This window comes from Sodaliphilus pleomorphus (assembly GCF_009676955.1).
Taxonomy (GTDB): domain Bacteria; phylum Bacteroidota; class Bacteroidia; order Bacteroidales; family Muribaculaceae; genus Sodaliphilus; species Sodaliphilus pleomorphus.
Genome location: NZ_CP045696.1, coordinates 619922 through 634610, shown reverse-complemented (window position 1 = coordinate 634610; position 14689 = coordinate 619922). Strand labels below are relative to the sequence as shown.

12 protein-coding genes are annotated in these 14689 nt (G+C 59.0%); 4 read left to right on the top strand and 8 right to left on the bottom strand.

All coding sequences use genetic code 11. The features are described from left to right. Positions 1-50 precede the first annotated feature (50 nt). The 3 genes from GF423_RS02595 to GF423_RS02585 all read right to left on the bottom strand — a co-directional run bounded on the left by GF423_RS02595 (position 51) and on the right by GF423_RS02585 (position 4060). Complete coding sequence (locus tag GF423_RS02595) at positions 51-1823, bottom strand: GNAT family N-acetyltransferase (RefSeq protein WP_154326908.1); 1773 nt, start codon at positions 1821-1823, stop codon at positions 51-53. Between the two features lie 123 nt (positions 1824-1946). After that, positions 1947-2672, bottom strand: coding sequence for a sulfite exporter TauE/SafE family protein (locus tag GF423_RS02590; protein WP_154538160.1), 726 nt, complete (start codon positions 2670-2672; stop codon positions 1947-1949). Positions 2673-2704: 32 nt separating this feature from the next. Then, the gene (locus tag GF423_RS02585) at positions 2705-4060 is read right to left on the bottom strand and encodes a T9SS type B sorting domain-containing protein (RefSeq protein ID WP_154326906.1); all 1356 of its coding nucleotides are present in this window, start codon (positions 4058-4060) and stop codon (positions 2705-2707) included. 134 nt (positions 4061-4194) lie between these two features. Here GF423_RS02585 and GF423_RS02580 point away from each other — a divergent pair, with 134 nt between their 5' ends. The 4 genes from GF423_RS02580 to asnB all read left to right on the top strand — a co-directional run bounded on the left by GF423_RS02580 (position 4195) and on the right by asnB (position 7765). Next, entirely contained in the window at positions 4195-4605 is a 411-nt protein-coding gene (locus GF423_RS02580) for a PH domain-containing protein (protein ID WP_206113337.1), read from the top strand. Positions 4606-4740: 135 nt separating this feature from the next. Continuing rightward, complete coding sequence (locus GF423_RS02575) at positions 4741-4908, top strand: hypothetical protein (protein WP_154326904.1); 168 nt, start codon at positions 4741-4743, stop codon at positions 4906-4908. Between the two features lie 96 nt (positions 4909-5004). Continuing rightward, the gene (locus GF423_RS02570) at positions 5005-5913 is read left to right on the top strand and encodes a DMT family transporter (protein WP_235911518.1); all 909 of its coding nucleotides are present in this window, start codon (positions 5005-5007) and stop codon (positions 5911-5913) included. A gap of 142 nt (positions 5914-6055) precedes the next feature. Continuing rightward, the gene (asnB, locus tag GF423_RS02565; RefSeq protein ID WP_154326903.1) at positions 6056-7765 is read left to right on the top strand and encodes an asparagine synthase B; all 1710 of its coding nucleotides are present in this window, start codon (positions 6056-6058) and stop codon (positions 7763-7765) included. A 183-nt stretch (positions 7766-7948) separates the two neighbouring features. Here the strand turns inward: asnB and GF423_RS02560 are convergent, their stop codons facing one another. From GF423_RS02560 to mreC, 5 genes are all read right to left on the bottom strand, one after another. Beyond that, on the bottom strand, positions 7949-9484 hold the full coding sequence (locus GF423_RS02560) for a Do family serine endopeptidase (RefSeq protein WP_154326902.1): 1536 nt from the start codon (positions 9482-9484) through the stop codon (positions 7949-7951). A gap of 345 nt (positions 9485-9829) precedes the next feature. Beyond that, positions 9830-11299: a rod shape-determining protein RodA gene (gene rodA, locus GF423_RS02555; RefSeq protein ID WP_154326901.1), complete on the bottom strand. Its 1470-nt coding sequence runs from the start codon at positions 11297-11299 to the stop codon at positions 9830-9832. Then, entirely contained in the window at positions 11280-13127 is a 1848-nt protein-coding gene (gene mrdA / locus GF423_RS02550) for a penicillin-binding protein 2 (RefSeq protein ID WP_154326900.1), read from the bottom strand. Before mrdA ends, rodA begins: the two co-directional genes overlap by 20 nt. Continuing rightward, the gene (locus GF423_RS02545; protein ID WP_154326899.1) at positions 13111-13629 is read right to left on the bottom strand and encodes a rod shape-determining protein MreD; all 519 of its coding nucleotides are present in this window, start codon (positions 13627-13629) and stop codon (positions 13111-13113) included. The genes mrdA and GF423_RS02545 overlap by 17 nt, the downstream gene beginning before the upstream one ends. Continuing rightward, complete coding sequence (mreC, locus tag GF423_RS02540; RefSeq protein WP_235911519.1) at positions 13626-14564, bottom strand: rod shape-determining protein MreC; 939 nt, start codon at positions 14562-14564, stop codon at positions 13626-13628. The genes GF423_RS02545 and mreC overlap by 4 nt, the downstream gene beginning before the upstream one ends. Positions 14565-14689 lie beyond the last annotated feature (125 nt).

Sequence of the window (14689 nt, the reverse complement as noted above, 5' to 3'; positions counted from 1 at the left end):
CTGCCACCCATTTGCACTGGCGCGGCCCCGAGTGGGAGGGGGTGCCATGCTCAGTTGAGCATGAGGGTCATGGTGGCGTTCTCGTCCTTGAAGATGAAATCGGCCAGTTGCCTGATGTCGAGCTTCAGGGCCGAGGCATCGGGCTCGTCGCTCATCTCCACTGTGCCGCGCGCTATGCGGTAGTAGGCGTTGTTGCGGGGTATGTCTTTGTCGTTCTGCACTCTTATCGTGCCGCTGTAGTCGGGATGCCGGGCGGCATAGAGCTGCAGAGCCTTGAGGGCGTTGATCACGCGCATCATGCCTTGCAGCGGCTGCTTGCGGCCGTCGTCGTAGCCCTCGGGGCACAGGCGGTAGTCGGCCTGGATGATGTCATAGCCCTCGCGGTCGTGGATGATGCCGCACGGCTGCAGGCGCTGCAGGCGGTCGAGCTCGTCGTAGCTCATTGTGCCTATGCCCTTGGGCGGCGGCGTGCAGGTGATGCACTCGGCATAGCCGCACTTGCGGTACCAGCCATAGAGCCACTGCTCGGCCGGGATGAGCGTGGCCAGCACCACGCCCTTGTGGTAGATGGCAAAGTGGGCCTGCCGCATGAGGTTGTTGCCCACGTCTTGCTTGCGCCAGTCGGGGTGCACGCTCACGCCGCTCATGTAGGCTGTGGGCACTTCACGGCCGTGATAGAGCAGGGTGTAGGGCAGGGCCTGCAAGGCGGCCACCACGTGCCGTCCTATCTGACAGGTATAGTTGTACTCGCTCTTGTACACACGCCCGAAGTACAGCTCGATGAAGGGCTCGGGGTCGTTGAACACGAGCTTCCACAGTGCACGCGTCTCCTTGTCGATGCGCTCCTGGTCCTCAAAGTCGGCCAGCGGGCGCTTCTCGGTGAGGGTGTATTTCTCGAGCAGCAGGTCGGGCTTGTACGACAGTTTCGACTTGCGCAGGCCCTCTTCGCCCATGTCTTCCTCGCGGTTGATATAGGTGTATTGCTCGGGCAAGTGGCGCACAAACTCCTGGTTGATGATGGTGAATGCTCCCTCGTAGCTGGTGTCGGCCTTCTCCACACACACGTCGAAGGTGCAGTGGTTTATCGGGCACCCGAAGGTGAAGGCTACCAGTTTGCCGTCGACCCAAATGGTGCCTCCGGTGAGCTGTAGCCGCTCCCAGCGGTCGAAGGCTCGGGTCATCGACCGCAGCTCCTCGACGCGGCTCTCGTCATAGGTTGTGGCACTTTGTCCTGGCTCCTCCTGGTTGCGCCGCCACTCCTGCTCGAGGCGCAGGCACTCGGGTATGAGATCGGGTGTGAGCGGCTTGTACACGTAGCCGGGATAGAGCTTCTTGAACTTGTTGATGTGGTTGCGCTTGCTCTGCAGGTGCTTCCCTGCCAGGTTGGCCAGCTTCTCGCGTGTGTAGATGTAGTCGGAGTAGTCGCGGCTCAGCTTCATGTCGAAGGTGCCGGGCAGGGCGGCCTCGATTTTCTCTACCATGTAGCTGCACACGCCCATGAGCAGGAACGGGTGCCCCATGGCAATCGAGTCGTCGCGTATGGCCTTGAGCACCTCGATCGAGAGCTCCCGCGACGGGTCGACATGCAATGTGCCGTCGGGCTGCAGCTCGGGGCGTGCTATGGGGGTCATGTAGGCCAGGTGGTGCCCTGCATAGAAGCGAAACACCAGGTAGTCGCCCACGATGGCATACTGCGTGTTGTAGAGAAACCGCCAGCTGATGAGGTTGGCAAACGACAGGTCGCAGTTCTGGCGGTTGCCCCACATGGTGAAGCGCTGCACCAGGTCTTTGTCGGTGGTGGAGAGGCTATGGAATTTTATCATCTTGTTGTTTGTAAGCTTTGGGCTTAGGATGCTTGTTTTTTTTAGATGGGTGCAAAGTTAGGAAAATTACCCGATATATGCCCAATGCTGGCTGTCTCATTTTTCTTGTGGCCGCAATGGGGGTCACAACGTGGCCAGTATCACGATGCCGCTCACGGCGATGTAGCCGTACACTACATAGCGGAAGCTGCGCTGCGGTATGCGCTCAAACACCATGCCGCCCACCATGGTGCCAATGGCCACGCCGCCCAGCCCGTAGAGGTAGCCCCAGCCCACGGCCGGGGTGAGGAAGCCGCTGGCCGCGCGCACTGCCAGCATCACCACGTTGCCCGTGAGCAGGTAGGTCTGTATCAGGGCCATGTAGCGCTCTTTGCTGGGCTCGGTCGAGAGAAAGTAGAGTACAGCAGGCGGCCCCTGCATGCCGAAGAAGCCGCCCAGCACGCCGCTCAGCGCTCCAGCGGTGACCTGGGTGGCCACTCCAGCCTTGAGCTTGATGCGCCCGCTCAGCCACGTGAAGTAGATGGCAATGACTATGAGCACGATGCCCAGGGCCATACGCAGGTAGAAGTTGTCGAGCCGCTTGAGTACAAAGATGGCTGCCGTCGAGGTCACCACAAAGGTGGCCAGTATCACGCCCAGGCGCCTCCAGTCGAGATAGCGCCGCATCTTGACGACGACATACACCGATGTGGTCATGGCCAGCAGCCCCGACAGGCACGTGGCCTCGCCGTAGCTGGGCAGCAAGAAGGGCAGCACCGTCATGATGAAGATGCCGAAGCCGAATCCCACTGTGCGCAGGATGAAGCTGCCCAAGATGGCAAGTAGAAAGATGTCGATGCCCGTTCCCAATGCTGTTTTGTTTTTCTTTTTTTGGGGGGGAGTCACTCGCCTGTGGTGGTGCCTGTGCCCGTGCCGTTGTTTTTCTTGTAGCGCAAGATGTTGATGTCGCCGCTCTTCTTGTACTTGTGCCCGTCGGAGCCCTCAGCCTGTATCACATAGTAGTACACGCCCGGGTCCACGAGCTTGCCCTTGTACTTTCCGTCCCAGCCTTGGCCCGGGTCTTTGAGCTCGCACACCTGGGTGCCCCAGCTGTTGAATATCCAGCAGTGAAATTTCACAATCGACTTGTACGACACTTTCCACACGTCGTTCACACCCTCGGTCGAGCCCGGGCTGAAGAAGTTGGGCACAAGCAGCTCGCTCTCGCCTATGTTGACCGTGTAGGTGCTGCTCGTGGCATCGCACGTGCCGTTGCCGTTGCTGCAGGTGAAGCGCCAGTAGTAGGTGCCGGCTTCGGTGAAGGTCTGCGTGGTCTCGAGATCGCTCAGTTGCAAGATGATGTTGTTGAAGTCGGCATCGGTGGCCTCTTGCCACTCCTTGAAGTTGACCGCGTCGGTCACGATGGCCGAGAATGTGATGGTGGCCGGCGCCGAGCCGCCCAGCACGCCCTCGGTGTCGCTGGTGCGCTCGTTGTCGTTGTTGCGCGCTTCTTGACGGGCGCGCGTGGTGCAGGCTATGGCCTGGGTGGTGTAGAGGTCGCTGGTCACGCTCTGGCTCTCGCCCCAGTAGTCGAGAAAGCGGTCGCCCGTGAGCGTGAAGGTGGTGTTGCACAGCGGGGCTGGCACCACGAGGGTGGACTTGAAGTTCTCCTCGGTCTCGGTGGTGTCGCGGCTCTCATAGGCAGTGGTGTCGCTGTTGCACACCAGGGTGGAGTAGGACAGTTTCATGTCGCGGTCGAGGCTCTTGCGCACGCCCGTGATGGTGTAGTAGGTCATCTCGGGGCCGCTGCCCTCTACCTTGAGGGTGGCCGTCGAGCAGTCGCCCTCGCCGTCGGGGGCGATGCCCTCGAGCCGCAGCCGGTAGTCGGCATAGTTCATCACCCACACATAGGTATAGCTGTCGCCCTCCTGCAGGGTGTAGCCGCAGTTGGGCTCTACTTGTGCCAGATAGCTGGTGCCGTCTTGCAGCACCTTCACCTGGGGCAGCTCTTGCCCGTAGGCCGCCCCCGCGGTCCACTTGGTCCACACCACGGTGTTGCCCTCGCGGGCAGGCTTGTAGCTCATGCCCACGCCCTGCGTGTCGTAGAGCACATATATCTTGTTGAGCCCGGTCGACTTGGCCGGCGTAATCTCGCAGGCGGGCTTGCTGTTGCCCTCAAAGGCAATCTCGCCTGCCGCCGCCGGCATGGCGGCCAGCAGTGGCAGGCAGGCGAGCAGTGTGGATGCTTTCAGTTTCATAACCTTGCAAAGTTAAGGATTCTCACAGTAATAACGAAGTGCGTGCCCGTTAAATTGCACAGGCGCTGCAACGGTTTTTCCCTTTGGCGCGACTTGCACGTGTGGCGGCAATGTGCTACCTTTGTTCTATTGTTATGGAGAAGATAGTGTTTCGTTCGCGGGTGAGCGTGTGGCTGTGCGCTCTCGTCTATGCTCTGCTTGCAGCCGCCTTCTGGCCCATTGTTTACGACTTCAGCTGGTCGTTGCTCTTGATTTTTTTGCTTACCGTGGGGGCGGTGAGCTATGGTTTTTTCGGCATCACCTATACTATCGAGGGCCACGTGCTGTGGGTGCGCATGCTCGGCAGGCAGCGCTACGACATCATGCAGTTGCGGCGCGTGGCCTCAACGCGCACGTGGATCGCCGCCCCGGCTGCCTCCACGCGCCGCATCGAGCTGCTTTTTGCCAGCCCGAGCACCCCGCTCATCATCTCGCCTTGCCACCAGGACCGTTTCATCGCCTGCCTCAGGCAGGTGAATCCCGCCATCGCGGTCAAGCTCGACTGAGCCGCCTGCCTGCGTACGCATTTGCCTGTGCCCTGTGTTGAAAACTTTTGTTGCACGAGAGGCCGTTTTGTGCTATCTTTGCCCGTGCAAGACTGCAATAGCACTTTTCTGTACCTAACACAATAGTTGAACGATATGGACCAAGATCAGAATCCCGACAATGTGCAAGAGAAGCAGGCCCCTGAGGCCGTCGACCCGCTGGTGCATCCTGCCAGCTGCCAGTGCGATGCATGCCTGAAGTTGAGCTACCAGCAGTTGCGCCTCATGATGCAAGACCCCGGTGCCTATCCCGACTGGGACTGACGTGCGCTCGTGTGCCTGAGTGCGCGCGCGGCAACGTGAGGCATGGTCCCGAGGGGGGTCGCCATGCCATAAAATTTTGCTACCTTTGCAGCCGCAATGATTGTAGAAAAAAATTCACATGCAAGCATCATGAAGAGTGTATCGCCACAAGTGGCCGGCTACTCGATGGCCGTTGTGGGGTCGGTGTCCTACGGGCTCAACCCCCTGTTTGCCCTTCCGCTCTACGGCGTGGGCGTCACGCCCATGTCGGTGTTGTTTTACCGCTACGGCCTCACCGTGCTCTTGATGGGCCTGCTCATGGCCGTGCTGGGCCAGCCCTTTCATGCCACACGCCGCCAGCTGGTGCTCTCGCTGGCCATGGGCCAGCTGTTTGCCCTGTCGTCGGTGTGCCTGTTTGTCAGCTTCAAGCTCATGGATGCCGGCATCGCTTCGGTCATCCTGTTCACCTATCCCATGTTTGTCGCCCTCATCTCGTGGGCCTGTTTTCACGAGCGCCTCTCGCGGGTAGCCCTCGTGAGCTTCATTCTCGCCTTTGCGGGCATCTGCTGCCTGCATGGCGATTCGGGCGGCCGCCAGAGTGTGCTGGGCGTGGTCATGGCTGTGGCCTCGGGACTTTCCTATGCCGTCTACATCGTGGGAGTGAACCGCAGCGTGTTGCGCACCATGCCCGCCTTCAGTCTCACCTTCTATGCCTCGCTCTCGGGGCTGGTGCTCTTCTTTGTGTGCTGTGGCTTCGGGCTCGACCTCTCGCCCCTGCATGGTGCCAGCTCGTGGGGCTGTGCAGCCGGGCTGGCCTTGTTTCCCACCATTGTATCGCTGTTGCTGGTCACCCGCTCCATTCACCTCATAGGCAGCACCCCGGCGGCCATCATCGGCGCCCTCGAGCCCATCACCGCCCTTGCCGTGTCGCTGCTCGTGTTTGGCGGCACACTCACCTGGCTCAACGTTGCAGGCGTGGTCCTCGTGCTCTTTGCCGTGTGCCTCATGATGTGGAAAAACCATTGATCAGCCTGCTGCTGCTGTTGCAGGATTGTTGCGTTTTGTGGCAATAAGATTTAAAATTGTTGTTTATTTCGGCAAAATGTATTAGTTTTGCGCCATTATTTTTACAAAACGACAATTTATTTTCAAATCGATTCAAACGCTTATGTGTGGAATAGTAGCAATTTTCAATATACGAGAGCAAAGCACCGAGTTGCGCGACATGGCGTTGCGCATGAGCCGCAAGCTGCGTCACCGCGGCCCCGACTGGAGCGGCATCTTTAGCGGCGGTTCGGCCATTCTGGCCCACGAGCGCCTGAGCATCGTCGACCCCGAGTCGGGCAGCCAGCCCCTCTATGCCCCCGACGGCAAGCAGGTGCTGGCCGTGAACGGCGAGATCTACAATCACCTCGAGCTGCGTGCAAGGCTGGGCGGCTCCTACCGGTTTCTCACCGGCAGCGACTGCGAGGTCATCCTGGCCCTCTACCGCCGGCTGCGCAGCCAGGGCGTGCCTGGACACGAGGCCATCGTAGCCATGCTCGAGCAGTTGAACGGCATCTTTGCCTTTGCCCTCTACGATGCCGAGCACGACGAGTTTCTGGTGGCGCGCGACCCCATAGGGGTGATTCCGCTCTATGTGGGTTATGCCCCCGACGGCAAGGTCATGGTGGCCAGCGAGCTCAAGGCGCTTGAAGGGCATTGCGACCACTACGAGCCCTTCCTGCCCGGCCACTACTACTACAGCAAGACCCCCGGCCTCAAGCGCTACTACACGCGCGACTGGATGAGCTACCAGGCTGTGGCCCATGCCTCGCTCGACGAGCATGAGGCAGTGACACGGCTGGGCGATGCCCTCGATGCCGCTGTCAAGCGCCAGCTCATGAGCGATGTGCCCTATGGGGTGCTGCTGAGCGGCGGCCTCGACTCGTCGGTGATATCGGCCATTGCCCAGCGCTATGCCTCGCGCCGCATCGAGGACGACAGCCAGTCGCCGGCCTACTGGCCACGGCTTCACTCCTTTGCCGTGGGGCTCAAGGGGGCTCCCGACCTCGCCAAAGCCCGCCTTGTGGCCAGCCACATAGGCACCGTGCACCACGAAATCAACTATACCCTGCAGGAGGGGCTCGATGCCTTGCGCGACGTGATCTACTTCATCGAGACCTACGATGTGACCACCGTACGCGCCTCCACGCCCATGTATCTGCTGGCACGAGTCATCAAGTCGATGGGTATCAAGATGGTGCTCTCGGGCGAGGGGGCCGACGAGATCTTCGGCGGTTATCTCTACTTTCACAAGGCGCCCAGTGCGCGGGCCTTCCACGAGGAGACAGTGAGAAAGCTGGGCAAGCTCCACCTCTACGACTGCCTGCGGGCCAACAAGAGCCTCGCTGCCTGGGGCGTGGAGGGGCGCGTGCCCATGCTCGACAAGGAGTTTATCGACGTGGCCATGCGCCTGAATCCTGCTCTCAAGATGTGCCCGGGCAACACGATAGAGAAGAAAATCGTGCGCGAGGCCTTCGGCCACATGCTGCCGCCCGAGGTGGCCTGGCGGCAGAAGGAGCAATTCAGCGACGGGGTGGGCTACAGCTGGATCGACACCCTCAAGCGGGTCACCGCCGCTGCCGTGACCGATGAGCAGATGGCCCGTGCCGCCGAGCGCTTCCCCATCAACCCGCCACGCAACAAAGAGGAGTACTACTACCGCAGCATCTTTGCCGAGCACTTTCCCAGCGACAGCGCCGCCCGCAGCGTGCCCAGCGTGCCCAGTGTGGCTTGTTCAACAGCCGAGGCTCTGGCTTGGGATGCCTCGTTCAAGAACATGAACGACCCCAGCGGCCGCGCCGTGGCAGGCGTGCACCAGGAAGCCTACAAGTGATGCTCGACTCGGAGCGGAAGGAATGCCTGCTGCGTACGCGCACGCGCGCGAGGCGCGATTTGTGTGTGTGACACACACATAATAAAAACGAGAGCCGGGATTGGAAGCTGTTCCAGTCTCGGCTCTCGTGTGGTACTATTGCTGCCCGCCTCTTGCAAGGGGGGGAAGGCAGATGTGTCTTTTCTACTCGGCGTCGCTCAAGTCGACGGCATAGTACTTGGTCTTGCCTGTGGCCGTGATGCCCTTGATATACATCACCTTGTCGGCATTGGAGTGCATGATTTGGTCGTAGATGGTCTCCACATCGTCGCTGCTGTTGACAGGCTCATCGTTGATGGTGGTGATGATGAAGCCGTCGCGCACGCCTGCAGCCTTGAACTTGCCCTCACGCACGCCTGTCACCTTCACGCCGTTGCTTATCGATAGATCGTCTTTCTCCTTGCTGGTGAGGTTGAGGAACGAGGCGCCCAGCGAGGCAAAGTCGCTGTTCTTGGTGATCTTGGTCGTGCCCTGGTCGTTCTTGAAGGTGACCTGAGCCGTCTTGTACTTGTTGTCGCGGTAGAAACCCAGTGTGGCCTTGTCGCCGGGGCGCAGCTTGTTCATCTGCTCCTGCAGCTCGCCGCCGTTCTTGATGCTCGTGCCGTTGAATTTCACAATCACGTCGCCCTCTTGCAGACCAGCCTCCTTGGCAGCGCCGCGGTCGGTGACCTTGGCCACATAGATGCCCTCGTTGGTGGCCGTGATCTTGTGCTCCTTGGCCATGTCGGCGTCAAGCTCCTGGTAGCTTATGCCCAGCACTGCACGTTGCACGGTGCCATACTGGCGCAGGTCGGCCTCCACCTTGCGCACCGTGTTGCTTGGCACTGCAAATGAGATGCCGGCATAGTTGCCCGTCTGTGAGTAGATCATTGTGTTGATGCCTATGAGCTCGCCGTCGGTGTTGACCAGTGCACCGCCACTGTTGCCTGGATTGACGGCGGCATCGTGCTGGATAAACGACTTGATGCCCGAGTTGGCACTCTCGTTCAGGCCGCGGCCCTTGGCGCTTATCACGCCCACTGTCACACTCGAGTTGAAGCCGAAGGGGTTGCCCACGGCCACACACCACTCGCCCACCTTCACGTCGTCGCTGTTGGCAAAGGTGATGGGTTGCAGGTTCTTGGCATTGATCTTTATCAAGGCCAAGTCGGTGTTGGGGTCGGTGCCTATCACGCGGGCGTTGTACTCGCTGTTGTCGTTGAGCGTCACCGTGAGCTTGTCGGCTCCGTCGACCACGTGGTTGTTGGTCACAATGTAGCCGTCGGCGCTTATGATCACGCCGCTGCCGCTGCCGCGCAGCTGTGGCTTGGAGTCGCTCTTCTTGGGTTGCTGTTGCTGCTGCTTGCGCTGCTGCTGGCCGTTGCCAGGGCCGAAGAAGAATTCAAACGGGTCCCAGCCGTCGCCAAACTGGAAGAAGTTGTTCTGCTGCTGGCGCACCGAGGCGTAGTTCTTGATCGACACCACCGAGTTGATGGTGTGCTCGGCCACTCCCGTGAAGTCGGGATAGTTGGCCATCGAGCGCGAGCTGCCGGTTTTTACCATGTACTGTGTGCTTGCCTGTTGCTGTTGCGACGGGATGTAGACATCGGCCACACGGCCCTGTGCATTGGCTCCTATTGCGGCAGTGCCTGCCAGCGCCGCCACAACTAATGTGAGTACTGAACTTTTGCTTTTATTCATAGTGGTAATTTGTTAAATTATTTCCTATTTTAAAAATTCAATAGTTAATTTTTAACTTTTAAATTCGCCATCAAAAGTACTACACAAAATTGCAAAAACAATACCCTCACGGGCCATTTTAAACTAAATTAATAGGAAAATATGGCTATTTTATATAAATTAAAGGAAACTGTTGCCCCTGTTTTGCACCCTGTGCCGCGGCACGACACCCCGCCCTGCCACTTTGCCAGCAGAGCCGCGGCACAGGGCTGCCACAGCGTGGGCAGCAGCTCAGGTGCCTGTGTCTATGTTTTCAACAAAAAAAGCAGGGGGCACAGGAAAGCGCCGGTCTTGACCGGGCATGCCTCACCACGTGCCATATTCTTTGCGGGCGGCATCGAGGCGCAGCAAGATGAAGAGCAGCACCGTGAAGCCCCACAGCGACGACCCGCCGTAGCTGAAGAAGGGCAGCGGGATGCCTATCACCGGGCACAGCCCGATGACCATGCCCACGTTGATGCACAGGTGGAAGATGAATATCGAGGCCACACAATAGGCATAGACTCGCGTGAAGGCGTTGTGCTGCCGCTCGGCAATGACGATGATGCGTAAGATGAGCGCCAAAAACAGCAGCAGCACGCCCACCGAGCCCACAAAACCCTGCTCCTCGCCTATGGTGCAGAAGATGAAGTCGGTGTGCTGCTCGGGCACATACTTGAGCTTGGTCTGCGTGCCATTGAGAAATCCCTTGCCCGTGAGGCCGCCCGAGCCTATGGCTATCTTGCTCTGATTCACGTTGTAGCCTGCACCGCGCGGGTCGTCCTCAATGCCCAGCACCACCTTGATGCGCATCTGCTGGTGGGGCTCAAGCACGTTGTTGAAGGCAAAGTTCACGGTAAACAGAAACGCTACCGAGGCCACGGCAAAGATTACCGTGATGAGCACCTTGCGCAGGTCGTCGTGAAACATGCCTATGAGCAAATACACCAGGCTGCCGCCTATCACGGTGAAAAAGAATGCATAGCCGTTGATGTCGACTCCCACATAGTGCAGCCCTGTGGCCACAAGGGCGCAGCCAGCATAGGCCAGCCCCACGTTGCGCCCCAGCACGAGCGACCGGCAATACACCAGCAGCATGCCCACAATGAGCACCATGATGATCACCAGCACGATGAAGGCGCCCAGCGAGATGCCCATGATGGTCATGGCCGAAAACTTGAGCGCCACCACAAAAAAGACCACCGCACACACCAGGGCATAGAGCACAAAGCCGCTCATGCCCTCGCGGTAGAGCACCAGGATGAGCGAGGTGTAGACCAGCGACGACCCCGTCTCGTTCTGCAGGATGATGAGCATGATGGGCAGGAAGATGATGCCCAGCGCTATGGCATAGTGCTTGGCGCTGTTGAGCGCAAAGTTGTAGGTGTTGAACAGCTTGGCCAGCGCCAGAGCCGTGGCAAACTTGGCAAACTCGGCCGGTTGCAGGCTCACCGGCCCCAGCACTATCCACGAGTGCGACCCCTTCACGTTGGGCGCTATCACGATGGTCACCGCCAGCAGCAGCATCATGAAGGCATAGATGGGGTAGGCATAGGCCTCGTAGACGCGCCGGTCGATCATGAGCAGCGCAAAGCCTATGATGAGCGCGAAGCCTATCCACAGAAATTGCTTGCCCGAGAACTCCTGAAAGCTGAACATGCTGGCGTGGTCGAAGTTGTAGCTTGCGGCATAGATGCTTATCGCACCCAGCACCACAAGCACCAGGTAGAGCCCGACGGTGATCCAGTCGAGCGACTTGATTACGGTTGTATTTTCGCTAGTGCTTTGAAACTCCACTGTAAATAATCGTGTTAGAATGCATCATTTCATCTACCAGGTACTGTCGCGACACCTTGCCGGTCAAGTACTTCTCTATCATGAGGCTGCCTATGGGCACGCCATAGGTGGCACCGAAGCCGGCATTTTCAATATAGGCGCACACGGCTATCTTGGGATTGTTCATCGGGGCAAATCCCATGAAGGCCGAGTGGTCCTTGCCGTGGGGGTTCTGGGCCGTACCCGTCTTGCCGCACACCTCGATGCCCGGCAGGTTGGCCCGCGTGCAGGTGCCCCCCAGCACAGCGCGGCGCATGCCCTCTACAATGTCGACATAGTAGCGCGGGCTCACCTTGGTGTAGTGGCGCTTCAAGTACTTCTTGAGCACCCCCACGCCGGCTATGCGCTTCACCACGTGGGGCGTGATGTAGTAGCCACGGTTGGCGATGGTGGCACACAGGTTGGCAATCTGCAACGGCGTGGCCAGCACCTCGCCCTGGCCTATGGCCACCGAGATAATCGAGTTGCCGGTCCACCGGCCCTTGCCCAGGTTCTTGTCGTAGTAGGCCACGTTGGGGATGAAGCCGCGGCTCTCGCCGGGCAGGTCGATGCCCAGCTTGTAGCCGTAGCCCATCGACACCAGGTATTTCTTCCACTTGTCGAAGGCCTTGGCCGTCGACCCGTATTTCTTGCGGTCGCCCATCATGTGCCAGAATCCCCAGCAGAAGTAGGCGTTGCACGACGTCTCCAGGGCCGGAATGAGCGAGATGGGCGAGGCATGGCCGTGGCAGCCCACGTGCAGTCCCCCGTTGTAGTAGCCGTGATGGCAGGGATACATCGTGTTGAGGTCGACGATGCCCTCCTGCCTGAAGATGAGGCCCTGCGTGGGCTTGAAGGTGGAGCCGGGAGGGTAGGCGGCCATGATGGCACGGTCGAAGAGTGGCTTGTAGGGATTGTTCACCAGCTTGCCGTAGTTCTTGCCGCGGCCCTTGCCCACGAGCAGCGACGGGTCGTAGCCCGGGCTTGAGACCAGGGCCAGAATCTCGCCCGTCGACGGGTCGATGGCCACCACTGCACCTATCTTGTTCTGCATGAGCTGCTCCCCGAAGGCTTGAAGCTCGATGTCGATGCTCAGTCGCAAGTCGTGGCCAGGTATAGGCGCCACGTCGTTGCGCCCGTCGTTGTAGCGACCCTTGATCTTGCCCACAGCGTCGCGTATGAGCACCTGCTGCCCCTTGCGCCCGCGCAGAAACTTCTCGTAGCTCTTTTCCAGGCCCAGGTCGCCCGTGTAGTCGCCTGGCTTGTAGTAGGGATCCTTGTCGATGTCGTCCTGGTTCACCTCGCGTATGTCGCCCAGCACGTTGGCTGCCGCCAGGTAGTTGTACTTGCGCAAGATGCGCTGTTGCACGTCGAAGCCCGGGAAGCGGTACAGCTTCTCCTGGATGCGCCCGCAGTCCTCGGGCGTGAGGTTGGAGAGCAGCACCTGCTCGACATAGGGCGAGTAGCTGCGCTTGCTCTCCATCTCGTGCCAGCGCTGGTCCAGCTCCTGGCGTGAGATTTGCAGCGTGTTGCAGAAGTCGATGGTGTCGAAGGGCAGCACGTCTTTGGGGGTGATCGTGAGGTCGTAGGCCGGCTGGTTGTAGACCACCAGCTTGCCGTTGCGGTCGTAGATGAGCCCTCGCGACGGGTATATCGTGCGGTTGACAAAGGCGTTGCTATCGGCGTTGGCCTTGTAGGTGCTGTCGCTCAGTTGCAGCTGGAACAGACGCACCGTGTAGATGATGACCATCACCACAATGAAGCCGCCTATCACAAGTTTTCTTTTCTCGAGATTATAATCTTTCCTCACGTTGAGTGCTTACTAAAGTGTCGATACCGAACAAGAGTAAAACCGTCAATGCGCTGCTGGCCACGATGCGGCACAGCGTGAGCACAATGTCGTGCAGCGAGAAGGCCTGTATCAAAAACAATATTGTGCAGTAGGCCAGCACCATGGTCGACATGTACTTTAAGTAGCCTCCCACGCCCAGCGATGCGATCGAGGGCATTGGGTTGCTCATGTCGTCGTCGCGCGTGAAGTAGGCCTCAAACACTGGCCTGCGCATGGCTGCCAGCAGCGTGCACGAGAGGGCGTTCATGCCCATGGTGTTGTTGAACAGGTCGACGATGAAGCCCAGCACAAAGGCTATCGTGTAGGTCCAGTTTTTGGAAAAGTACACCGGCAACCGCAGTATCAGGTAGATAAACACAATGGGCGTGGCCACGTCGAGCAACACTATCTTGTTGCATATCACCTGGGCCAGCAGCAGCACGATGCCCAGTGCCACAAGTTGTAGTACTGTCTTGGTCATGGGCGTTTTGCCTCCTTTCTGCCCTCGCGGGCCTGGGCTGCCTTGGCTGCAGCACGGTCGAGTTTGCGCTTGGTGGCATCCTGGGCCTTCTGCTGCTCGGCAGCTTGCTTGTTCTCGTCTTTGCTTTCAAGTGCCTTGAGCTCCACCTTCATCTTGTTTTTCACAGCGCGCACGGTGCTCAGCTGCATGAAGTTGGTGGCCAGCCGCACCTTGAGCGAGACAAAGGTGCCGCTCATGTCGCGCTCCTTGCTCACCACATAGCCCACGATGATGCCCTCGGGGAACACGGCCGAGTAGCCGCTCGTGACCACTGTGTCGCCCTTGAGGTAGTGTCCCTGCTTGGGCAGCTCCTGCAGTGTGGCATATTCTGGGTTGCGCCCGTCCCACATCATGCTGCCAAAGTAGTTGTTGCGCTTCACCTTGCACGAGAGCCTCATGTAGGGGTTCAAGAGCGAGATGATGCGCGCCGAGTGGCGTCCCACCGCGTTCACAATGCCCACCACACCGTTGTGGTCGACTACGCCCATCTCGGGCTCGATGCCGTCGAGGGCGCCGCGGTCGATGGTGATGTAGTTGTAGGGTTGCGACACGCTGTTGCTTATCACGTTGGCCACCACATAGTTGTATTGCCTCAACAGCGGCTGCACCCCATTGGTGTCGGGCAACTGTATCTTCAGGTTGTCGACCTGTTTCTCCAGCCCTATCACCTGCATCTCGAGTGCCGCGTTGCGCTGTTGCAGCTCGTCGTTGATGGTGCGCAGGTTGAAGTAGGAGGTCACCGTGCTGTAGGCTTTGTACACCGTGGCGCTCAGCCCGTTGGCCGAGGTCAGGTACACACTCTGCTGGTAGGGATTGTTGTTGAAAAGCAGCACGCAGCTCATAATCACATAAAATATGAATACAAACCACGACACGTGCTTTACAAGAAAATTCAATAGGTTGTTCATCCCTCTTTTCGGCTATACGCTCTCTCTTTTTCTATGTGTGTGTATATGTGTTGCGACTGTAGATAAGCAACAAGAAGGCAATGCCGCGCCCCTCAACTTCTCGACTCGTCGCC